The sequence below is a fragment of the Xanthobacter variabilis genome, from assembly GCF_043831965.2.
Lineage (GTDB): Bacteria > Pseudomonadota > Alphaproteobacteria > Rhizobiales > Xanthobacteraceae > Xanthobacter.
The window spans coordinates 2,935,143-2,956,336 of record NZ_CM195533.1 but is presented as its reverse complement, the minus strand read 5'-3'; the positions used below and the strand labels follow the sequence as shown (position 1 = coordinate 2,956,336).

Genomic DNA, 21,194 nt, shown 5'->3' with positions numbered 1-21,194 from the left:
ATAAGCATCATTTATATGATCCCTTCATTCGCGGCGAGCTATAGAGTTAGTGAACGGGTGATCGACCCCCTATGCGGTCTCTTCGGACCGACGCAGCGAGTGCCTCATGTCCGCGCGCTATTCGTTTCTCAGCCTCATTTCCAATGCGCTGAACGGCCAGACCGGCTGGAAGCCGGCCTGGCGGGATGCGCATCCCAAGCCGACCTATGATGTGATCATCGTGGGCGGCGGCGGCCATGGCTTGGCCACCGCCTACTATCTCGCCAAGGAACATGGCATCCGCAACGTCGCGGTGCTGGAAAAAGGCCATATCGGCTCCGGCAATGCGGGCCGAAATACCACCATCATCCGCTCAAACTATTTGCTGCCGGGCAACGAGCCCTTCTACGAGTGGTCCATGAAGCTGTGGGAGGGCCTGGAACAGGACCTCAACTACAATGCCATGGTCTCCCAGCGCGGCATCATCAACCTGATCCACTCCGACGCCCAGCGCGATGCCTATGCCCGGCGCGGCAATGCCATGCGCCTCGCCGGCGCGGGTTCGGAGCTGCTGGACGCGGAAACGGTGCGCAAGATGTGCCCGTTCCTGAACTTCAACAATGCGCGCTTCCCCATCAAGGGTGGCCTGATGCAGCCGCGCGCCGGCACCGCCCGCCATGACGCTGTGGTGTGGGGCTATGCGCGCGCCGCCGACCGGCTGGGCGTGGACATCATCCAGAATTGCGAGGTCACCGGCTTTATCCGCGACAACGGCGCGGTGGTGGGGGTGGAAACGACCCGCGGCGCCATCCGCGCGGGCAAGGTGGCCCTGGCGGTCGCCGGCTCCACCTCCCGCCTCACCCGCCACCTCGACCTGCGCATGCCGCTGGAAAGCCATGTGCTCCAGGCGTTCGTGTCGGAGGGGCTGAAGCCGCTCATTCCAGGCGTCATCACCTTCGGCATGGGCCACTTTTACGTCAGCCAGTCGGATAAAGGCGGCCTCGTCTTCGGCGGCGACATCGACGGCTACAATTCCTATGCCCAGCGCGGCAACATGCCGGTGGTGGAGGATGTGCTGGAAGGCGGCATGGCGCTGATGCCCATGATCGGCCGCCTACGCCTGCTGCGCTCCTGGGGCGGCCTTGTCGACATGTCCATGGACGGCTCGCCCATCATCGATGTGGGCCCCCTGCCGGGCCTCTACCTCAATACCGGCTGGAACTATGGGGGCTTCAAGGCCACCCCGGCCTCGGGCTGGTGCTTCGCCTACACCATCGCGCAGGACCGCGCCCACGATTTCAACGGGGCGTTCCGCCTCGACCGCTTCCGCACCGGCAACATCCTTGATGAGAAGGGGGTCGGCGCGCAGCCGAACCTGCACTGAGCCATGCGCATTCCCTGTCCCTATTGCGGGTCCCGCGACGCCCACGAATTCGCCTATCTGGGCGATGCGACGCTCACCCGTCCCGACCCCGCCGCGCCCGACGCCGCCGAGGCGTTCCACGCCTACACCTATCTGCGCGAGAACCCGGAAGGGGCCCATCGCGAATACTGGTACCACGCCAATGGCTGCCGCCGCTGGCTGGTGGTGACGCGCAACACCAAGACCCATGAGATCCTCGGCGTGGAATTCGCCCGCCCGAGCACGGACGAGGTGCCGGCATGACCCGTCTTTCCACCGGCGGCCTCATCGATCGCAGCCGCACGATCTCCTTCACCTTCGACGGCGCCACCTATCAGGGCCATCCCGGTGACACGCTGGCTTCCGCTCTGCTCGCCAATGGCGTGCGGCTGGTGGGCCGCTCTTTCAAGTATCACCGCCCGCGCGGGATCTTCACCTGCGGCTCGGAAGAGCCCAACGCCTTGGTGGAGCTGCGCGCCGGCGCCCGCAAGGAGCCGAACACCCGCGCCACCACCGTGGAGCTGTTCGACGGCCTCTCCGCCCAGAGCCAGAACCGCTGGCCCTCGCTGGAGCATGACGCGCTGAGCGTGAACCAGCTCGTCTCTCCCTTCCTGGGCGCGGGCTTCTACTACAAGACCTTCATGTGGCCGGCCTCGTTCTGGGAGAAGGTCTACGAGCCCTTCATCCGCCGTGCCGCCGGCCTCGGCGCCGCCTCTGAGCTGCCCGATCCGGATACGTACGAGAAGGCGTTCGCGTTTTGTGACGTGCTGGTCATCGGCTCCGGCGCGGCCGGCCTCGCGGCGGCGCTCTCCGCCGCCCGTTCCGGCGCGCGGGTGATCCTGGCGGAAGAGGACTTCCGCTTCGGCGGCCGCCTGCTCACCGAGGATGTGGCCATCGATGGCGCCCCGGCGCGCGATTTCGTGGCCCACGCGGAAGCCGAACTGGCGGCCCTGCCGAATGTGCGCCTGATGCCGCGCACCACCGTGTTCGGCGCCTATGACGGCAGCGAATATGCCTGCGTGGAGCGGGTGAGCGACCATGTGGCGGTGCCGGCGGCCTTCCAGCCACGCCAGCGCCTGTGGCGTATCATCACCAAGCGGGCGATCCTGGCCACCGGCGCCTTCGACCGGCCGATCGTGTTCCCGGGTAATGATCGCCCGGGTGTCATGACCGCCCAGGCGCTCGCCACCTATGCCCGCCGCTTCGGTGTCGGCGCGGGGGCTAATGCCGCCGTGTTCACGAACAATGACGCGGGCGTTTCCGCCGCCCTCGCCGCCGCCCATGCCGGCGTGAAGCTCGAAGCCCTCATCGATGTGCGCGAGGCCCTGCCCTCCGCGCTTTCGGCCAAGGCCAAGGCGCTGGGCGTGCGCGTCATCACCGGCGGCGAGGTGATCGCCACCAAGGGCAAGCGGCTCTCGTCCATCACCGTGCGCACCGGCTCGCGCACCGAGACGCTGGCGGTGGAGGCCCTGGGCATTTCCGGCGGCGCCACGCCGAACCTCAACCTCACCTGCCACCTGGGCGGCAAGCCGGTGTATCGCGAGGACATCGCCGCCTTCGTGCCGGGCAGCGTGCCGCCGGGCATGAGCTGCGCAGGTGCGGTGGCGGGCCAGTTCGCTCTGGCCGAGTGCCTGAAGGCCGGCACCGAGCAGGGCGCGACCGCCGCGCGCGACGCGGGCTTCGCAGGCGCCGCCCTCTCCGCCCCCAAGGCGGAGGAGACGGCGACCGGCATCCGCGCCTTCTGGCAGGTGAAGGCGAAGGGCGACCTTGCCTTCGTGGATTTCCAGAACGACGTGAGCGCCAAGGATGTCGGCATCGCCCACAAGGAGGGCTTCCGCGCGGTGGAGCTCCTGAAGCGCTACACCACCATGGGCATGGCCACCGACCAGGGCAAGAATTCCAACATGGCGGGCCTCGCCCTCATGGCGGAGCTGACCGGCCAGGGCATCGCCGCCACGGGCACCACGGTATTCCGCCCGCCTTATACGCCGGTGGCGCTGGGCGTGCTCGCCGGCCATCACCGGGAAAAGGACTTCCGCCCGACCCGGCCGACACCCACCCACGCCTGGGCCGAAAAGCAGGGCGCGGTGTTCGTGGAAACCGGCTTCTGGCTGCGCGCCGCCTATTTCCCCAAGCCCGGCGAAAAAGACTGGCTGGAGAGCGTCAACCGGGAGGTGAAGGCCACCCGCGAGAGCTGCGGCGTCATCGACGTGTCCACCTTCGGCAAGATCGACCTGCAGGGCCCGGATGTGGGCACCTTCCTGGATCGCGTCTACATCAACATGTTCTCGACGCTCCAGGTGGGCAAGGCGCGCTACGGCGTGATGCTGCGGGAAGACGGTCTCGTCATGGATGACGGCACCACTGCCCGCCTCGCCGACAACCATTATGTGATGACCACGACCACCGCCAATGCGGGCAAGGTGTTCCAGCATCTGGAATTCTGCCTCCAGGTGCTGTGGCCGGAGCTGGACGTGCAGCTCTCCTCCATCTCCGAGCAGTGGGCGCAGATCGCCGTTTCCGGCCCCCGCTCCCGCGATGTGCTGGCCAAGCTGGTGGATGGGGCGGACGTCTCCAATGCCGGCCTCCCCTTCATGGGCGTGGCGCAGACCACGGTTCTGGGCGGCATCGAGGCGCGCATCTTCCGCCTCTCCTTCTCCGGTGAGCTGGGCTACGAGATCGCCGTGCCGGCCCGCCAGGGCGAGCGGCTGATGGAAGCCATCACGGAAGCCGGCAAGCCCTTCGGCATTACGCCTTACGGCACTGAGACACTGGGTGTCCTGCGCATCGAGAAGGGCCACGTTTCGGGCAGCGAGCTGAACGGGCAGACCTCCGCCCGCGATCTTGGCATGGGCCGCATGGCTTCCACCAAGAAGGACTATATCGGCCGCGTGCTGTCGCAGCGGCCCGCCTTCCTGGATCCGGAACGGCCCATCTTCGTGGGCTTCAAGCCGGTGGACACGGCCCAGCGCCTGCGCGCCGGCGCCCATTTCCTGAAGGTCGGGGTTGAGCCCACGACCCACAACGACGAAGGCTATCTCACCTCCGTCGCCTATTCGCCCACCCTTGGCCATTCCATCGGCCTCGGGTTCCTGAAGCGGGGCCTGGAGCGCATCGGCGAACAGGTGCGCGCCTATGACCCTGTGCGCGGCAGTGACATCCTGGTGGAGGTGTGCTCTCCCGCGTTCGTCGATCCTGAAGGGGAGAAGCAGCGTGTCTGACCTTCTCGCACACGTGCCCCATACCCGCCTCGTGCCCGAGGGCCATTATGGCCCGGCCGGCACCCCCGGCGTCAGCGCCCGCCAGGTGCTGGGCCTGGCCGCAGCCACCCTCGCCGCGCCGCGCGGCAAGACTGCGGCGCTCATCGCGAGCTTCGCCGGCGCCGGCCTGCCGCTGGTGGACGCGCCAAAGGCCATGTCCAATGGCGTGCTGACGGCGGTGGGCACCGGGCCCGGCCGCTGGCTCATCACTGCCGAGGGTATGACGGGCGCGGCACTCCTCGCCCATCTGCGCACCATCGCCGGGCCGGACGCCGCGCTGACCGACCAGAGCGACGCCAACATCATCCTGGAAGTGAGCGGCGCCGCCGCCCGCGCCACCCTCGCCAAGGGCATTGCGGTGGATCTCGATCCGCTCGCATTCGCCCATGGCGATGCGGCCACCACGGTGGTGTCCCACATCGGCGTCACCTTCTGGCAGAGCGAGGAAGCCCCGGCCTATCGCTTCGTGGTGGCGCGCTCGTTCGCTCCCGCTTTCCTGCGCTGGCTCACCGTGAGCGCGGCCGAATTCGGCTTCGCCCTCACCGGCACCGGCCGAGGCTGACCGAGGCGCGGTGCGCGCCCCGGTGTCTTCCATTTTCCGTTCGTCCGTCCAAAACAGCGCCTCACATTCCGTGATCCGCCCGCGGCACGGCAAGAGACGCGTCACCTTCCCGAGGTTTTCATGTCCAATCCCGCCGAGCACTTCATTCTGACCCTCTCCTGCCCGAACCGGCCGGGCATCGTGGCGGCCGTCTCCACCTTCCTGTTCGAGAAGGGCTGCAACATCCTGGAAGCCCAGCAGTTCGACGACCAGGAGAGCGGGCGCTTCTTCACGCGCATCGTGTTCAATGTGGTGGAGGGCGCTGCGACCATCGAGGCCATCCGCGCCGGCTTTGCCCCCATCGCCGCCGGATTCGGCTTCACCTGGACCATGCGCTCCAAGGAAGAGAAGCGCCGAGTGCTGCTGCTGGCCTCCAAGTTCGACCACTGCCTCGCCGATTTGCTCTATCGCTGGCGCATCGGCGAGATCCCCATGGAGATCACCGGCATCATCTCCAACCACCCGCGCGAGACCTATGCCCACCTCGATTTCGACGGCGTGCCCTTCCACCATCTGCCGGTGACCAAGGACACCAAGATGGCGCAGGAAGCGAAGATCTGGGAGATCTTCCAGTCCACCAACACCGAGCTCGCCGTGCTCGCGCGCTACATGCAGGTGCTGTCCGACGATTTGTCCGCCAAGGTGTCGGGCAAGTGCATCAACATCCACCACTCGTTCCTGCCCGGCTTCAAGGGCGCCAAGCCCTACCATCAGGCCCACGCCCGCGGCGTGAAGCTCATGGGCGCCACCGCCCATTACGTGACCAGCGACCTCGATGAAGGGCCGATCATCGAGCAGGACGTGGAGCGCATTTCCCACCAGGATTCCCCCGACGACATGGTGCGCAAGGGCCGCGACATCGAGCGCCGGGTGCTCGCCCGCGCCATCGCCTGGCACGTGCAGGACCGGGTGCTGCTGAACGGCAGCCGCACCGTGGTGTTCCGCGACTGAGCCAGGCGAAAACTCCCGTATCGTCAATGATGAAGGCCGGTCCCCCTGGGGCCGGCCTTTGCCTTTGGGAAGGGCCGAAAGGCGCTGGACAGGAATTATGATACACTGTATCAAAGACCTCAGATCGAGGTGACCATGTCCGTTGAAACCCTTCTGCCCCCGGCCTCACCCCAGCGCGACGCGTCCCGCGGCGCCGGCGTGCTGAGCGATGCGGGCGCGGCGGCTCACCCCGTGGCTCACCCCCTTGGCCCATCTGCAGGCAAGGGCGAAGGGCGGCGCAGGCGCGCGGTGGTGATCCCCCCCTCGCTACTGCGCATGTCGCTGGGCGCGCGCCTGCTCCTGGCGGTGGCCCTTCTGGCGCCGTTGTGGATCGCGGTGGCGTTGGTGCTCGGTTTCTCGGCGGGAGAATGAGCGTGTCGGCACAGATTTCGTTCCGCAATCTCACTTTGGGCTATGAGCGGCATCCGGCCGTGCATCACCTTAATGGCGAGGTGGCCGAGGGTGCGCTGCTCGCCGTGTGCGGGCCCAATGGGGCGGGCAAGTCCACGCTGCTGAAGGGCATTTGCGGCTCCCTGCGCCCGCTCGGCGGCGCGGTGGACCTGCACGGCATCTCCCCGCGCGACATCGGCTATCTGCCGCAGGGCGCGGACCTCGACCGCTCCTTCCCCATTTCCGTCTTCGATCTCGTCTCCATGGGCCTGTGGCGGCGCTCCGGCCTGTTCGGCGGCATTGGCCGGAAGGACCGGGCGAAAATCGAGGAAGCCATTTCGGCCGTAGGCCTCGAAGGGTTCGAGGATCGTCCCATCGGCTCCCTGTCCGGCGGGCAGATGCAGCGCACCCTGTTCGCGCGCCTGCTGCTGCAGGATGCCCGCGTGATCCTGCTGGACGAACCCTTCACCGCTCTCGACGCCAGCACCACGGCCGATCTCGTCGACCTGGTGCGCCGCTGGCATGGGGAGCGCCGCACCGTGCTGGCGGTGCTGCATGATTTCGACTTGGTGCGCGCCGCCTTCCCGGAAACCCTGCTGATGGCCCGCCGGGCCGTCGCCTGGGGACCGACCAAGGAGGCGCTGGCGCCGGAAAACCTCTTGAAGGCCAGGCACATGGGCGAAGCCTGGCAGGCCGACGCCGCCACCTGCCCGGTCGCGGCCTGAGCCGGCCCGGCAAACAACACGATACACGAATTCGACCCGACGGAGCCGCGCGCGCGGCCCCGAGCGCCGGGTCTTGCTCAAGGACCAGAACGTTGCGCCCCTCTGTCTCTTCGCCAGTCCACCCCTGCCACGGGGATGCGGCATGAACCCCTATGAGATGCTGATCGCGCCCTTCGTCGAGTTTGAGTTCATGCGCCGCGCGCTGGTGGGCGTGTTCGCGCTGGCGCTCGGGGCGGGGCCCTTGGGCGTGTTCCTGATGCTGCGGCGCATGTCGCTCACGGGCGATGCCATGTCCCATGCCATCCTGCCCGGCGCGGCCATCGGCTTCCTGCTGGCCGGGCTCAATCTCTATGCCATGAGCCTCGGCGGCCTGGTGGCGGGCCTGCTGGTGGCCGTGGGTGCCGGTGTGGTGGCCCGCGCCACGGAGCTGAAGGAGGACGCCTCCCTGGCGGCCTTCTATCTGATCTCCCTGGCGGTGGGCGTGCTCATCGTCTCCGTCCGCGGGTCTAATGTGGACCTGCTCCACGTCCTGTTCGGCACGGTGCTGGGCATCGACAATGCGGCGCTGCTTCTGATCTCCGGCATCACCACAGTGACGCTCTTCACCCTCGCCATCATCTGGCGGCCGCTGGTGATGGACAGCGTGGACCCCACCTTCCTTGCCTCGGTCAGCCGATCTGGCGGCGTGAGCCACGTGGCCTTCCTCACGCTGGTGGTGCTGAACCTGGTGGGCGGCTTCAATGCGCTGGGCACCCTGCTGGCGGTTGGGCTGATGATGCTGCCGGCCGCCACCGCCCGCTTCTTCGTGCGCGACCTCAGCGCGCTGGTGGCGCTCTCCTCGGTGATCGCCTTCCTGAGCGGGCTTATCGGCCTGCTCGTCTCCTACAACTTCGGCACGCCCTCGGGCCCGTCCATCATCCTGGTGGCGGGGATCGCCTATGGCGGCGCCGTTGTGTTCGGCCCTGCGGGCGGCGTGCTTTCGCGCCTGCTGCCCGGACGCCATCTCGAAGCCTGAAAGGAAGCCCCCGATGCTCTCCAGACGTCTCGTGCTCGCGGCCGCCATGGCCACCACCCTCGGTGCCGTCTCCGGCCCCGCTTGGGCGGAAGGTGAGGCACCCGCGGCCAAGCTGCCGGTGGTGGCCTCCTTCTCCATCCTGGGCGATTTCGTGAAGGAGGTGGGCGGCGACCGTGTGGCCGTCACCACCATCGTCGGTCCCAATGGCGACAGCCACGTCTACCAGCCCACCCCGGCCGATGCGAAGGCGCTGGCGGCGGCCAAGGTCATCGTTGTAAACGGCCTCGGCTTCGAGGGCTGGATGGATCGCCTCATCAAGGCTTCCGGCACCAAGGCCGAGCTGGTGGTGGCCACCACCGGCATCACCCCGCGAACCCGCACCGCCTCCGAGCCGCAGGAGGAAGAGGAGGAGCACGGCCACGCCAAGGGCAAGAAGGACGCCCATGGCCACGATCACGGCCCCATCGATCCCCATGCGTGGCAATCCATCGCCAATGCCAAGGTCTATGTGACCAACATCCGCGACGGCCTCATCACTGCCGACCCGGCGGGCAAGGACGCCTACACGGCCAATGCCGCCGCCTACATCGCCAAGCTCGACGCGCTGGAAGGCGAGGTGAAAGCGGCGATGGCGGCCATTCCGGCGGCCCAGCGACGTGTCATCACCTCGCACGATGCCTTCGGCTATTTCGGCGACGCCTATGGCGTGACCCTGATTGCCCCTGAAGGCGTCTCCACCGAGAGCGAGGCGTCCGCCAAGGACGTGGCCCGCATCATCCGCCAGATCAAGGCGCAGAAGATCCCCGCCGTGTTCCTGGAGAATGTGAGCGACCCGCGCCTCGTGGAGCGCATCGCCAAGGAAAGCGGCGCCAAGATCGGCGGCGAGCTCTATACCGACGCGCTGTCCGATGACAAAGGCCCCGCGACCACCTACATCCTGATGATCCAGTCCAACGTGAAGACGCTCTCCTCGGCCCTGTCGAGCTGAGCGGCTCCCGGGCCAGACGAGATTTTCAACGCGCGGAGCTGATCCGCGACACCCCAGTGGCGCCCGGCCCCAAGCCGGGCGCGCGCCCATTCAGGTGTGAACCATGGCAGATATTCAGTCCGACAAGATCCCCGTGACCGTCCTCACCGGCTATCTCGGCGCGGGCAAGACGACGCTGCTCAATCGCATCCTCTCGCAGCCCCACGGCAAGAAGTTCGCCGTCATCGTCAACGAGTTCGGCGAGATCGGCATCGACAACGACCTCGTGGTGGGCGCCGACGAGGAAGTGTTCGAGATGAACAACGGGTGCATCTGCTGCACCGTGCGCGGCGACCTTATCCGTGTCATCGACGGCCTGTTGCGCCGCAAGGGCGCCTTCGACGGCATCATCATCGAGACCACCGGCCTTGCCGACCCCGCTCCCGTGGCCCAGACCTTCTTCGTGGACGAGGAAGTGCAGGCCAAGACCCGGCTCGACGCCGTGGTGACCGTGGCCGATGCCAAGTGGCTCTCCGACCGCCTGAAGGACGCGCCCGAGGCCAAGAACCAGGTGGCCTTCGCCGACGTGATCCTGCTCAACAAGACCGACCTCGTGGGCGCCGAAGAGCTGAAGGAGGTGGAAGCCCGCATCCGCGGCATCAACCCCTATGCCAAGCTCTACCGCACCCAGAAGTCGGAAATCGATGTGGCCAAGGTGCTGAACCAGGGCGCCTTCGACCTCGACCGCATCCTGGAGATCGAGCCCGCTTTCCTGGAGGAGGACGAGCACGACCACCATCATCACGACCACGAGCACGGCCCCGATTGCGGCTGTGGTCATGACCACGACCATGGGCACCACCATGGCCTGCATGCGGTGCACGACAGCGAGATGCAGTCGGTCTCCTTCTCCACCGATGCGCCGCTGAACCCGGAAAAGTTCTTCCCCTGGGTGCAGAATCTGGTGGCGACCGAGGGGCCGAACATCCTGCGCTCCAAGGGCATCCTGTCCTTCAAGGATGATCCGGACCGGTTCGTGTTCCAGGGTGTCCACATGATTCTGGACGGTGACCACCAGCGCCCCTGGAAGGACGATGAGAAGCGGGTCAGCCGCATTGTCTTCATCGGTCGCAAGCTCGATGAGGCAAAGCTCAAGGACGGCTTCCTCTCCTGCGTCGCCTGAGGGCGCGCCGCCATTCTCCCCCGACCGGGCGGACCGGCTTGCGGTCCGCCCGGTTGCGGCGCACCTTTGCGGCGGATGCGAACACGTGCGAACCGCCGTGAGGCCGGAAGGAGGCTGCATGTCCGACCCCACTCTCGCCCCTGCCGCTCAGCCCCAGCCCGCGGGCACGGCCACCTTTGGCGCTGGGCCCCAGCCGCCGCAGGCCGAGCTCCGCGCGCTCAACTTCGATGCGCCCTACGACCTCGCCCCCGACGAGGACGCGGAAGAACTGGAGGAGAGCGATCCGGGCGACCGCAGCGGCCCCTCCCTCATTGAAAAGCTGCTGCCCGTCTCGTTCGCGGACCAGGGCTTTCTTTTGCCCGATGGCGCGAGCGCCGGCCGGTTCGCGCTACAGACCATCCGGGCTTTCCAGAAGGTGGCGGGCCGACCCAAGCGCACCCACCTCATCTACTGCGCCGGCCCGCAGAACACGCCCCTTCCCGACGGCCTCGCCGGAGAGGACGGCATTGAGATTCTGACCACCGACGATCCCGGCGCGGTGCTGGCGGCCATCACGCCGCGCACCGCCGGCATCCTCGTGGCCCCGGTGCGCACGGTTCCCACCTTCGAGGAGACCTCCCGCGGCCTGCTCGCCGTTCTGCGCGAGGCCACGGATGATTACGGGATTGTCTTCGCCTTCGACGAGACGGCCAGCGGGCTCTGCCGCACCGGCATGATGTGGGCGTATGAATGGACGGGCGTCACGCCGGATCTGATGATTTTGGGCCACGGGTTGGCGGGAGAAGAGCCCCTCGCCGGCGTGCTCACCACCGGCAAGGTCGCGCGCGGGGCCACCCCGCCGGCCTTCGCCCCCAGTGAGGCGACACTGGAACTGGCCCATGTGCGTGTGGACCGCATCGCCAATCCGGACTTCGCGGCCGAGGTGCAGAGCCGCTCCTGGACGCTGGAGGACCGGCTGTCCACTTTGTCCTTCAACCACCGCGCCATTTTCAGCGCGGTGGTGGGCCTGGGCCTGATGCAGGGGCTGGAGTGCCCCGCCGGCGCCCTCGCCATGGCCGAGCGGGCGGCCGCCGCGGGCCTGCGCACCCACCCAATGGGCAATGTGCTGGGCCTGTTCCCGGCCCTCACGGTGCGCGAAAAGGAAATCGACATGGCGATCGCCATCCTTGAGCACATCGCTCAAGGCATGGAGTGAGCACGGAACTCCTCCCGTGCCATCGACTTTGAGGAGAGGCGCGCCCGGGGCAGGCAGCGCCAGGGCCGATGGCGCCAGGGCGCAAGCCGCTCATGTCAGCCCACGGCCAGCGCCGGCGTGGCGGCAAAATCGCTGGCGGAGGCGGCATTGACGCCGGCGAACACACGGCCGATGCCGATCACCACCGGGTCATCATGCCCCATCTGCGCCATGCCGTCCGCCAGGGCAGACAGGGGCCCGCTCCAGCGTCGCTCATCCGTGCGGCTGACATTGGCAGCGATGATGACGGGCGTGGCGGGGGCCATGCCCTGGTCCATCAGCCTCCGGGCAATCTGCGATGCGGTGCGGCCGCCCATATAGAAGACGGTAGTGGTGGCAGGATCGGCCACGGCACGCCAATCGATATTGTCCGGCAACACGCCCTTGCGCGAATGGCCGGTGACGAAGCGCACCGACTGCGCGGCATCGCGATGGGTGAGCGAGGTGTTGAGCCCCGCCGCCAGCGCGCTCGCCGTGGTGATGCCCGGCACCACGCTCACGGGAATGCCCGCCGCCTCCAGGGCCGCGATCTCCTCGCCCGAGCGGCCGAACACGGAAGGGTCGCCCGCCTTCAGCCGCACCACCCTCTTGCCCTGCCGCGCGAACCGCAGCATCAGCGCATTGATGTCCTCCTGCCGGCAGCTCTCGCGCCCGCCGCGCTTGCCCACCAGCATGCGCTTGGCCTCGCGTCGGGCGAGCTCCAGCAGCTCCGGCGACACCAGATCGTCGAACAGGATCACGTCTGCCGACTGGAGCGCGCGCATGCCCTTCAAGGTGAGGTATTCGGCATCGCCCGGGCCCGCGCCCACCAGGGTGACTGAGCCGCCCTGCGGCAGCGGGCGAGCCAGCCGCGACACCACGTCTTCCGCCGCCTGCGGTGCGGCCGCGGACGTGAACGCTCGTTCCGCGAAGGCTTCCCAGAAGCCCCGCCGCTCCGCCACCGTGGCGAAGCGCTCCGCGACCTGGCGGCGGATGCGCGCGGCGAGGGCACCCCAGGCCGAAAGGTGGCGCGGCAGCAACGTCTCGATCCGCCTACGGATGGCCTGCCCCAGCACCGGCGCCGCGCCATGGGTGGAGATGCCCACCACCACCGGCGAGCGGTTCACGATGGAACCGAACTGAAAGGCGCACAAAGCCGGCTGATCGATCACGTTCGCCGGCACCCCGGCCCGTCGGGCGGCACGCGCGAAGTCCTCCGCCTCCGCGCCCTCCAGGTCCGCCACTGCCACCGCGAAGGCGTCGAGCGCCGCGGCCCGCCAGGATGCAGGCTCGTGGGAGATGCGCCCTTCCTGCACCAGCGCTGCCATGGCCGGCCCGAGCATCTCGGCGCACACATGGACCTTGGCGCCAGCCGCCTCCAGCAGCTCCGCCTTCCAGGCGGCGGCATCGGAGCCGCCCACCACCAGCGCCTTTCGGCCCTTCAGATCGAGGAACACGGGCAGCACCGCCAGCGGCTCCACCCGCGCGGGGCGACGGGCAACCGGTTCGCGGCCAACGGAAAAGGGAGCAGGAAGCGATGCGCAGGCCATAGCGTCCTCCTATTCCGCCGCCAGATCGGCGGGCAGCGACAGGGTGTCGAGGCTGATGAACAGGGCCCCATCCTCATTGCGCAGTGGCAAGGTGGGCGTTGCGCCCTCGTCGGCGCCCTGGGCGGTGCCGTCTTCCAGGGAGATGACCCAATTATGCAGCGGGCAGGTCACGGAATGGCCATGCACGATGCCCTGGGAGAGCGGCCCCTTCTTGTGGGGGCAGCGGTCCACCACGGCGAACACCGCGTCATCCACCGTGCGAAACACGGCGATACGGCCCCTCGGGGTGGTGACGCAGCGGGCGCCCCGGCGGGGAATGTCGCTGAGGTGGCCAATGGCGATCCAGTTCATGTCGGTCATCCTTGCGCCCTCACTCTGCCGCCTGGGCGATGACCGCCATGGGCTTGAATTCGTGCTTGTCCTTGCCGGAGACCCGCTCCGACCAGGGATCGACCTGCGCGAACCTCTGGGAGAACACGAAGCGCTCGAAATAACCTTTGCGCTTCTCGGCATCGTCCATGATCTGGGCGCGAACCTCGTCATAGCCGACGCGCTTCGCCCATTTGTAGATGCGCTCCAGATAGCGCGCGCCCTCGCGATACATCTGGGCGAGCGCCACCACGTGTTCCAGCGCCTCGTCCTCGGTCTTCACCGTGCCGAGGATCTCCGTGCCCTTGATGTCGAGGCCCGCCGCGCCGGCGAAGTGGATCTCGTAGCCGCTATCCACACAGATGATGCCGATATCCTTGCAGGTACTTTCCGCACAGTTGCGCGGGCAGCCGGAGACGGCCAGTTTCACCTTGGCCGGTGTCCATGAGCCCCACATGAACTTCTCGATGCGGATGCCCAGGCCCGTGGAATCCTGGGTGCCGAAGCGGCACCATTGCGAGCCCACGCAGGTCTTCACCGTGCGCAGCCCCTTGGCATAGGCCTGGCCCGACACGAAGCCGGCCTTGCCGAGATCGGCCCACACGCCGGGCAGGTCTTCCTTGCGCACGCCCAGCATGTCGATGCGCTGGCCACCCGTGACCTTCACCATGGGAATGGCGAACTTGTCCACCACATCGGCAATGGCGCGCAGCTCGGCGGACGAGGTCACCCCGCCCCACATGCGCGGCACCACCGAATAGGTGCCATCCTTCTGGATGTTGGCGTGCACGCGCTCATTGATGAAGCGGGACTGGTAGTCGTCCGCATATTCGTCCGGATATTCGCAGACGAGATAGTAGTTCAGCGCCGGCCGGCACTTGGCGCAGCCGCAGGAGGTCTTCCATTCCAGCTCCTGCATCACAGCGGGAATGGTCTTCAGCCCCTTGGCGCGGATAAGGCGGCGCACATCGTCATGGCCAAGATCCGTGCAGCCGCACACCGGCTCCACCACCGCCGGGCGATAGGCCTCGCCCAGCGTCAGCGCCATCACCTGCTCAACCAGACCCGTGCACGAGCCGCAGGAGGCGGAGGCCTTGGTGTGGGCCCGCACGTCCGCCAGCGTGGTCAGGCCCTTCTCGCGGATGGCGGCGACGATCTTGCCCTTGGAGATGCCGTTGCAGCCGCAGATTTCCGCGTCGTCCGGCAGCCCGGCCACCAGCGCAGCCGGGTCCTTGGCCTCGCCCCCGCCTTGGAAGGCCTGGCCATGAATGAGCGTGGCGCGCAGCTCCGACACATCGGTGCCGCGCTTCAGCATGTCGAAATACCAGGGGCCGTCGGCGACATCGCCATACATCACGGCACCCAGAATGCAGTTGTCTTTCAGGATGATGCGCTTGTAGATGCCGGCCGCGGCGTCGCGCAGCACGATTTCCTCGCGCCCCTCCCCTTCCCCGAAATCGCCGGCGGAGAAGAGGTTGACGCCAGTGACCTTCAGCTTGGTGGAGGTTACCGAGCCATGATATTCGCCCTGCCCGCCGGAAAGCCGGTCCGCCAGCACCTTGGCGCTCTCATAGAGCGGCGCCACGAGGCCATAGCACTGGCCCCGATGCTCCGCGCACTCGCCCAGGGCATAAATGGCGGGGTCGGACGTGCGCATGCCGTCGTCCACCACGATGCCGCGATTGACCTCAAGGCCCGCCTCTTTCGCCAGCCGCGCGGAGGGGCGGATACCCACCGCCATCACCACCAGATCCGCCGGCAACACGCGGCCATCGTCCAGCACCACGGCTTCCACCTTCTCCGTGCCCAGGATCGCCTTGGTGTTGGCCTTGGTGAGAATGGTGATGTCGCGATCGGCCAGCGCCTTTTCCAGGAGATAGGCGGCGGCCGGGTCCAGCTGGCGTTCCATGATGGTGGGCATGAGGTGAACGACGCTCACCTCCATGCCCTGGCGCTTCAGGCCATAGGCGGCCTCCAGGCCCAGGAGGCCGCCGCCAATGACCACTGCCCGGCCGCCATTCCGCGCGATCTCGAGCATGCGCGAGACATCATCGAGATCACGATAGGCGAGGACACCGGGCAGGTCCGCCCCCGGCACGGGGATGACGACGGGGGTGGAACCGGTGGCGATGACGAGCTTGTCATAGGGCGCGGTGATGCCGTTCTCAGCCGTCACGGTCTTGGCCGCGCGGTCGATGGTCGTCACCTTGGCGCCCTTGTGCAAGGTAATGCCGTGATAGGCGTAGAAGGCATCATCGTGAATGATGATATCTTCATAGGCCTTCTCGCCCGACAGCACCGGCGAGAGCATGATGCGATCATAATTGACGCGCGGCTCGGCATTGAAAATGGTGATGTCGTAAAGGCCGGGCGCCTTTTCGAGCAATTCTTCCAGCATCCGGCCGGGGGCCATGCCGTTGCCGATGATGACAAGCTTCTGGGTCACGGCTTTATCCTTCAGGTCTTCAAGCCGGCTGGGTGGCCGCCTGGATCATGACATCGGAAAGGGTGGTGTAGGCGCTCACCCAGGCCTCACGGACCTCGGGGGTGAAATCGGCGCCGAGGCCGTGCTCCAGGGTCCAGATGAGAGCCGCACCCACCTTAGCGTAGTCTTCCGGTGCGACCCCGTAGTCCACATGCTTCACCGCCAGTTCTTTCACCGCCGGCAGAATGGCTTCAAGATTTGTGAGGCCGTTCACGACCACCGCGAGGGTGGCCATCAGCTTCTTGCCCTGCTCGGCCATGTCGCCCTTGAAGAGGGGCTTCACCTCCGGCGCGATCTCGAACAGGCGGCCATAGAAGAGCCCGGCCGCCTGCTCGCGGATGGGCAACACCTTGGCGAAAGAGGCCCGGACCAAATCGATCTGTTCCGAATTCATCGTCCATCTCTCCGAGCGAGAGCGTTTCCCCGCGCGCGCCAGCCCGCGGAAATTGCTCTAATGACTTGCGTTACAACACTTTTTTTACGCGGCCCCGCCCGCCTCTCCCGAGGCGGTTCAGCCCACCGCCTCGCTGGCGCCGGGATGTTGACGCCTCATGCGCGCCGCCCGCTTGTTCTGGATGGCCTGAAGCTGTTCGGCAGCCGGATTGGCTCCGCCTTCATAGGCCTCGAGGAAATCCAGAAGTTCTTCGCGGTAGGCGTAGTAATCGGGGTGCGACAGCAACGCCTTGCGGGTACGCGGGCGCGGAAGATCCACCTCCATGATGTTGCCGATCCTGGCGTTCGGCCCGTTGGACATCATCACCACCCGGTCGGCGAGCAAAATGGCCTCATCCACATCATGGGTCACGCAGATGGCGGTGACCTTCGTGCGGGCCCACACCTCCATCAGCACTTCCTGGAGCTCCCACCGCGTGAGGCTGTCGAGCATGCCGAAGGGCTCGTCCAGCAGCAGCAGCTTGGGCGACAAAGCGAAGGCGCGGGCGATGCCCACACGCTGCTTCATGCCGTTGGAGAGGTCGGCGGCAAGCCGGTGCATGGCATCGCCCAGGCCCACACGCTGGAGATAATATTCGACGATGTCGCGCCGCTCGGCGGAGGAGGCATCGGGATAGACCTTGTCCACGCCGAGGGCGACATTCTCCCGCGCCGTCAGCCACGGCATGAGGGACGGCGCCTGGAACACCACCGCCCGGTCCGGCCCCGCGCCGGACACTTCGCGCCCATCCAGCACGATGCCGCCGGAAGAGATGGCATTCAGCCCCGCCGCCATGGACAGAACCGTGGACTTGCCGCAGCCCGAATGGCCGATAATGGAGATGAACTCGCCCTTATTGATCTTCAGGTCGAAGCCATCCACCACGGTGAGCGGCCCCTTCGGGGTCGGATACACCTTCCGCAGGTCGGAAAACTCCACGAAACGCCGCTCGATGGGCGAATGGGCACGCTTGGCATAGGCGGCCGGCAGCTTATCGGCCAGCGGCTTCTGGGTGATGGGCACCACATTCGGCAGAAGGATGTCGCGCTGTGCGTCCACCCCGCGCCGGGCGCCGAGATCCAGCAGATATTCCGTCACCTCCGCGCGGATGCGGATGAAGTCCGGGTCCGAATTCATGGCCCCGCGCTCCCGCGGCCGCGGCAGCGCGACCGGGAACGAGCGACCCAGGGTCGCCTCGGGGCCCGGGGTCAGGGGTAGGATGCGGTCGGCCAGGAGAATGGCTTCGTCCACGTCATTGGTGATGAGGACGATGGTCTTCTTCTCGCGCTCGCAGATGGCGGCGAACTCGTCCTGCAGCTTGGCGCGGGTGAGGGCGTCGAGGGCGGACAGCGGTTCGTCCATCAGCAGAACATCCGGCCGCATGGCGAGCGCCCGCGCCACCGAAACGCGCTGGCGCATACCGCCGGAAAGCTCCGCCGGCTTGCGCTCCGTGGCGTGGGAGAGGCCCACCATGTCGATGGTGCTCGCGACGATGTCGCGCCGCTCCGCCTTGGGCCGGCTCTTGTGCACGGCGTCCACCGCCAGCGACACATTAGCTTCCACCGAGAGCCACGGCATGAGCGCGTAGTTTTGGAACACCACGCCCCGCTCCGGGGCGGGACCCGTCACGCGCTCGCCCTTAAAGCGCACCTCGCCTGCATCCGGCTGGGAAAGGCCACTCAGAAGGGAGATGAGCGTCGACTTGCCCGAGCCGGAGAAGCCCACGATGGCGATGAACTCGCCCTCGTGCACATCGAGATCGATCTGGCCCAGCACCGCGTTGCGGGCCTCCCCCATTCCGAACCCCTTGGCAACGCCGCGGGCTTCCAGAATGGGCGTGTTGGGACGGGGCTGAAGCGCGCTCATGACCCAGCCCTCAACGGTTCGTGGAGAAGGTGAAGGCGGACTGGAGGGCGAACATCACCCGATCCAGCACAAAGCCGATGATGCCAATGGTGAACACCGCAACCATGATGCGCGCCAGGGAGGAGGAAGAGCCGTTCTGGAACTCGTCCCACACGAACTTTCCAAGGCCCGGATTCTGCGCCAGCATCTCGGCCGCGATCAGCACCATCCAGCCCACGCCCAGGGACAGCCGCAGCCCGGTGAAGATCAGCGGCAGCGCCGAGGGCAGCACCAGCTTGCGGATGGTGGTGAAGGCGGAGAGCTGCAGCACCTTGCCCACATTCACCAGGTCCTTGTCGATGGAGGCGACGCCCAGGGCTGTATTGATGATTGTGGGCCACAGGGAGCACAAGGTCACCGTCACCGCCGAGATCACCATGGACTTGGGCAGCCAGTCGGACGGATTGAGATACACTGCCGACACCACCATGGTGACGATGGGCAGCCAGGCCAGCGGCGACACCGGCTTGAAGATCTGGATGAGCGGATTGATCGCCCCGTTGAAGGTCTTCGACAGGCCGGAGGCAATGCCCACCGGAATAGCGATGACCGTGCCGATGATGAAGCCCAGCCCCACCGTGATGAGCGAGGTGAAGATCTGGTCGATATAGGTCGGCTTACCCGTATAAGAGCGCACCTTCACCTGATCGGCCTTGCCTTCAGCCACCAAAGCGGCATTGCGGGCATCCTGCCGGGCATAAAACGCCTCGGCCTTCTTGCGCTCGGCCACATGGTCGGCGAACAGCGCGCCGGCCTGTTCCACCACCGCCGCCGGGCCGGGAATGGCGCCGAGCGAGGTCTGCACCTTGGGCGCCAGGAACGCCCACACGCCCAGGAACACCAAGATGCCCGCCAGCGGCACCAGCAACACCCGCTTCAACTCGCCCAGCTGCTCGGCAACATTGTCGCCGGCCGCGATCTTCATCAGCGGGACCAGGAAGCCGAGACCCAACACATTGAGCCAGCCGGCCGCCCGGTTGATGCCGCGGAAGACTTTCTCCCGGCGCGCCGCCTTGGCCGCTGCGCCATCGAAGGTGTCGGAAACGTTGGACATGAGAAAAGTCCTCGCCTTGCGTATCTTGACGTACCGGTATTCGGCCGCCGGTGTTCAGCCGCCGGTGATCTGGTTGCCTTCGACCTTCTGGTGGTCCTTCAGGCCGATGGGCAGGGCGTCGATGTAGGCGTTGGGGGTCTTGCCGTCGAAGGTGACACCGTCGATGAATTCATTGGTGGCCGGCTTGTAGCCATCGGTACCAAAGGGGAATTCATCCTTCTTCGCCTTGCCCTCTTCAATGAGCAGCTCGGCCGCCTTCATGTAGATATCGGGCTTGTACACGTCCTTGGCGGTCTGGGCGTACCAGGCGTCGGACTTATATTCGGGGATCTGCCCCCACCGGCGCATCTGGGTCAGATACCACACCGCGTCCGAGTAATAAGGATAGGTGGCGTTGTAACGGAAGAAGACATTGAAGTCCGGTACGTCGCGCTTGTCGCCCTTCTCGTATTCGAAGGTGCCGGTCATGGAATTAGCGATGACCTTGGCATCCGCACCCACATATTCGGGCTTGGACAGGATCTTCACCGCTTCGGCGCGATTGGCGTCATTGTTCTCATCCAGCCACTTGGCGGCGCGGATGAGGGCCTTGGTGAGCGCCAGGGTGGTGTTCGGGTATTTTTGGGTGAATTCCTTGGTGAGGCCGAAGACCTTCTCGGGATTATTCTTCCAGATCTCGTAATCGGTCACCACCGGCACGCCGATGCCCTTGAACACGGCGGCCTGGTTCCAGGGCTCGCCCACGCAATAGCCCTCGATGGTGCCAGCCTCCAAAGTGGAGGGCATCTGCGGCGGCGGCGTCACGGACAAAAGAGCATCGGCCTTAATCTGGCCGGACACGTCGCTGGGCGAGTAATAGCCGGGATTGATGCCGCCCGCCGCCAGCCAATACCGCAGCTCGTAATTGTGGGTGGAGACGGGGAAGACCATGCCGAGATTAAACGGCTTACCTTCCGCCTTATACTTCTCCACCACCGGCTTCAACGCATCCGCCTTGATGGGGTGCTGGGGCTTGCCGTCCGGCCCCGTGGGGATCTTCGCCTTCATCTGCTGCCACACCGCATTGGACACGGTGATCGCATTGCCGTTGAGGTCCATTGAGAAGGGCGTGACGATGTCGGCCTTGGTGCCGAAGCCGATGGTGGCGGCCAAAGGCTGGCCGGCCAGCATGTGGGCGCCGTCGAGCTCGCCGGTGATGACGCGGTCCAGCAGCACCTTCCAATTGGCCTGCGGCTCCAGCGTCACATAAAGCCCCTCATCTTCGAAGAAGCCCTTCTCCTTGGCGATGGCGAGGGGCGCCATATCGGTGAGCTTGATGAAGCCGAGCTTCAGTTCGTCCTTCTCCACCGGCAGCGCGCCCGCAAACGCGGGAGCCGAAAGGCCCACCAGCACGGCCACGGCGGAGAGGAGGAAGGAACGCTTCGTTACGGCATCAGTCATGGGCGCCAATCTCGAAGTTTGGGGAAGGTCCCCGTGGAGGCTGTGGCCCGCGAAAGCGGGGGCGAAAACGCAAAAAAGCCGCGAAACCGTTTCCAGGCCCCGGATGGGACTGAACGGTTTGGCGGCTTTGCCAGGGTGCCCGCCATTGGGCACCGAATATTGGGATGAGCTACTGAAACACGCTTATTCTAATTCTGCAACAGGCTTTCTTGTGCCATGCGCCATTTGCTGAC

At 66.5% G+C, this 21,194-nt stretch carries 18 protein-coding genes; 11 read left to right on the top strand and 7 right to left on the bottom strand.

Going from position 1 to position 21,194, the window contains the following annotated elements; genetic code table 11:
• Nucleotides 1-106: 106 nt before the first annotated feature.
• From V5F26_RS12835 to V5F26_RS12785, 11 genes are all read left to right on the top strand, one after another.
• Nucleotides 107-1,363 carry a sarcosine oxidase subunit beta family protein gene (locus V5F26_RS12835; RefSeq protein ID WP_394946103.1) on the top strand — a complete coding sequence of 419 codons (1,257 nt, stop codon included), beginning with the start codon at nucleotides 107-109 and terminating at the stop codon, nucleotides 1,361-1,363.
• A gap of 3 nt (nucleotides 1,364-1,366) precedes the next feature.
• Nucleotides 1,367-1,645, top strand: coding sequence for a sarcosine oxidase subunit delta (locus V5F26_RS12830; RefSeq protein ID WP_234050120.1), 279 nt, complete (start codon nucleotides 1,367-1,369; stop codon nucleotides 1,643-1,645).
• Complete coding sequence (locus V5F26_RS12825) at nucleotides 1,642-4,602, top strand: sarcosine oxidase subunit alpha family protein (RefSeq protein WP_394946102.1); 2,961 nt, start codon at nucleotides 1,642-1,644, stop codon at nucleotides 4,600-4,602. The genes V5F26_RS12830 and V5F26_RS12825 overlap by 4 nt, the downstream gene beginning before the upstream one ends.
• Nucleotides 4,595-5,203: a sarcosine oxidase subunit gamma gene (locus V5F26_RS12820; protein WP_394946101.1), complete on the top strand. Its 609-nt coding sequence runs from the start codon at nucleotides 4,595-4,597 to the stop codon at nucleotides 5,201-5,203. The genes V5F26_RS12825 and V5F26_RS12820 overlap by 8 nt, the downstream gene beginning before the upstream one ends.
• A 120-nt stretch (nucleotides 5,204-5,323) precedes the next feature.
• A complete protein-coding gene (gene purU / locus V5F26_RS12815) occupies nucleotides 5,324-6,193 on the top strand; it encodes a formyltetrahydrofolate deformylase (protein ID WP_394946100.1) in 870 nt (289 codons plus the stop codon).
• Between the two features lie 135 nt (nucleotides 6,194-6,328).
• On the top strand, nucleotides 6,329-6,604 hold the full coding sequence (locus V5F26_RS12810; RefSeq protein ID WP_394946099.1) for a hypothetical protein: 276 nt from the start codon (nucleotides 6,329-6,331) through the stop codon (nucleotides 6,602-6,604).
• 2 nt (nucleotides 6,605-6,606) lie between these two features.
• Nucleotides 6,607-7,347, top strand: coding sequence for a metal ABC transporter ATP-binding protein (locus V5F26_RS12805; protein WP_394058824.1), 741 nt, complete (start codon nucleotides 6,607-6,609; stop codon nucleotides 7,345-7,347).
• Nucleotides 7,348-7,489: 142 nt separating this feature from the next.
• Nucleotides 7,490-8,362: a metal ABC transporter permease gene (locus V5F26_RS12800; protein WP_234050113.1), complete on the top strand. Its 873-nt coding sequence runs from the start codon at nucleotides 7,490-7,492 to the stop codon at nucleotides 8,360-8,362.
• A gap of 13 nt (nucleotides 8,363-8,375) precedes the next feature.
• On the top strand, nucleotides 8,376-9,350 hold the full coding sequence (locus V5F26_RS12795; RefSeq protein ID WP_394058825.1) for a metal ABC transporter solute-binding protein, Zn/Mn family: 975 nt from the start codon (nucleotides 8,376-8,378) through the stop codon (nucleotides 9,348-9,350).
• 103 nt (nucleotides 9,351-9,453) lie between these two features.
• The gene (locus tag V5F26_RS12790; protein WP_394058827.1) at nucleotides 9,454-10,512 is read left to right on the top strand and encodes a CobW family GTP-binding protein; all 1,059 of its coding nucleotides are present in this window, start codon (nucleotides 9,454-9,456) and stop codon (nucleotides 10,510-10,512) included.
• Nucleotides 10,513-10,630: 118 nt separating this feature from the next.
• On the top strand, nucleotides 10,631-11,707 hold the full coding sequence (locus V5F26_RS12785; protein WP_394946098.1) for an aminotransferase class III-fold pyridoxal phosphate-dependent enzyme: 1,077 nt from the start codon (nucleotides 10,631-10,633) through the stop codon (nucleotides 11,705-11,707).
• A 95-nt stretch (nucleotides 11,708-11,802) separates the two neighbouring features.
• Here the strand turns inward: V5F26_RS12785 and cysG are convergent, their stop codons facing one another.
• The 7 genes from cysG to V5F26_RS12750 form a co-directional block, all read right to left on the bottom strand.
• Nucleotides 11,803-13,275 (bottom strand): siroheme synthase CysG, encoded by a 1,473-nt coding sequence (gene cysG / locus V5F26_RS12780; protein ID WP_394946097.1) that lies wholly within the window; start codon nucleotides 13,273-13,275, stop codon nucleotides 11,803-11,805.
• 9 nt (nucleotides 13,276-13,284) lie between these two features.
• Nucleotides 13,285-13,626, bottom strand: coding sequence for a nitrite reductase small subunit NirD (gene nirD / locus V5F26_RS12775; RefSeq protein ID WP_394058958.1), 342 nt, complete (start codon nucleotides 13,624-13,626; stop codon nucleotides 13,285-13,287).
• Nucleotides 13,627-13,645: 19 nt separating this feature from the next.
• Nucleotides 13,646-16,090 (bottom strand): nitrite reductase large subunit NirB, encoded by a 2,445-nt coding sequence (gene nirB, locus V5F26_RS12770; RefSeq protein ID WP_394946096.1) that lies wholly within the window; start codon nucleotides 16,088-16,090, stop codon nucleotides 13,646-13,648.
• A gap of 19 nt (nucleotides 16,091-16,109) precedes the next feature.
• The gene (locus tag V5F26_RS12765; RefSeq protein WP_394946094.1) at nucleotides 16,110-16,523 is read right to left on the bottom strand and encodes a globin family protein; all 414 of its coding nucleotides are present in this window, start codon (nucleotides 16,521-16,523) and stop codon (nucleotides 16,110-16,112) included.
• Between the two features lie 117 nt (nucleotides 16,524-16,640).
• Nucleotides 16,641-18,428 carry an ABC transporter ATP-binding protein gene (locus tag V5F26_RS12760; RefSeq protein WP_394946093.1) on the bottom strand — a complete coding sequence of 596 codons (1,788 nt, stop codon included), beginning with the start codon at nucleotides 18,426-18,428 and terminating at the stop codon, nucleotides 16,641-16,643.
• A 10-nt stretch (nucleotides 18,429-18,438) separates the two neighbouring features.
• Nucleotides 18,439-19,521, bottom strand: coding sequence for an ABC transporter permease (locus V5F26_RS12755; RefSeq protein WP_394946092.1), 1,083 nt, complete (start codon nucleotides 19,519-19,521; stop codon nucleotides 18,439-18,441).
• Nucleotides 19,522-19,575: 54 nt separating this feature from the next.
• The gene (locus V5F26_RS12750) at nucleotides 19,576-20,961 is read right to left on the bottom strand and encodes a CmpA/NrtA family ABC transporter substrate-binding protein (RefSeq protein ID WP_234050102.1); all 1,386 of its coding nucleotides are present in this window, start codon (nucleotides 20,959-20,961) and stop codon (nucleotides 19,576-19,578) included.
• Nucleotides 20,962-21,194: the final 233 nt, after the last annotated feature.

Coding starts and splice junctions, on each gene's coding strand:
- V5F26_RS12760 (WP_394946093.1), bottom strand. CDS start 18,428: ATGAGCGCGCTTCAGCCCCGTCCCAACACGCCCATTCTGGAAGCCCGC.
- V5F26_RS12750 (WP_234050102.1), bottom strand. CDS start 20,961: ATGACTGATGCCGTAACGAAGCGTTCCTTCCTCCTCTCCGCCGTGGCC.
- V5F26_RS12835 (WP_394946103.1), top strand. CDS start 107: ATGTCCGCGCGCTATTCGTTTCTCAGCCTCATTTCCAATGCGCTGAAC.
- V5F26_RS12830 (WP_234050120.1), top strand. CDS start 1,367: ATGCGCATTCCCTGTCCCTATTGCGGGTCCCGCGACGCCCACGAATTC.
- V5F26_RS12785 (WP_394946098.1), top strand. CDS start 10,631: ATGTCCGACCCCACTCTCGCCCCTGCCGCTCAGCCCCAGCCCGCGGGC.
- V5F26_RS12755 (WP_394946092.1), bottom strand. CDS start 19,521: ATGTCCAACGTTTCCGACACCTTCGATGGCGCAGCGGCCAAGGCGGCG.
- V5F26_RS12800 (WP_234050113.1), top strand. CDS start 7,490: ATGAACCCCTATGAGATGCTGATCGCGCCCTTCGTCGAGTTTGAGTTC.
- V5F26_RS12810 (WP_394946099.1), top strand. CDS start 6,329: ATGTCCGTTGAAACCCTTCTGCCCCCGGCCTCACCCCAGCGCGACGCG.
- V5F26_RS12765 (WP_394946094.1), bottom strand. CDS start 16,523: ATGAATTCGGAACAGATCGATTTGGTCCGGGCCTCTTTCGCCAAGGTG.
- cysG (WP_394946097.1), bottom strand. CDS start 13,275: ATGGCCTGCGCATCGCTTCCTGCTCCCTTTTCCGTTGGCCGCGAACCG.
- purU (WP_394946100.1), top strand. CDS start 5,324: ATGTCCAATCCCGCCGAGCACTTCATTCTGACCCTCTCCTGCCCGAAC.
- V5F26_RS12825 (WP_394946102.1), top strand. CDS start 1,642: ATGACCCGTCTTTCCACCGGCGGCCTCATCGATCGCAGCCGCACGATC.
- V5F26_RS12795 (WP_394058825.1), top strand. CDS start 8,376: ATGCTCTCCAGACGTCTCGTGCTCGCGGCCGCCATGGCCACCACCCTC.
- V5F26_RS12790 (WP_394058827.1), top strand. CDS start 9,454: ATGGCAGATATTCAGTCCGACAAGATCCCCGTGACCGTCCTCACCGGC.
- nirD (WP_394058958.1), bottom strand. CDS start 13,626: ATGAACTGGATCGCCATTGGCCACCTCAGCGACATTCCCCGCCGGGGC.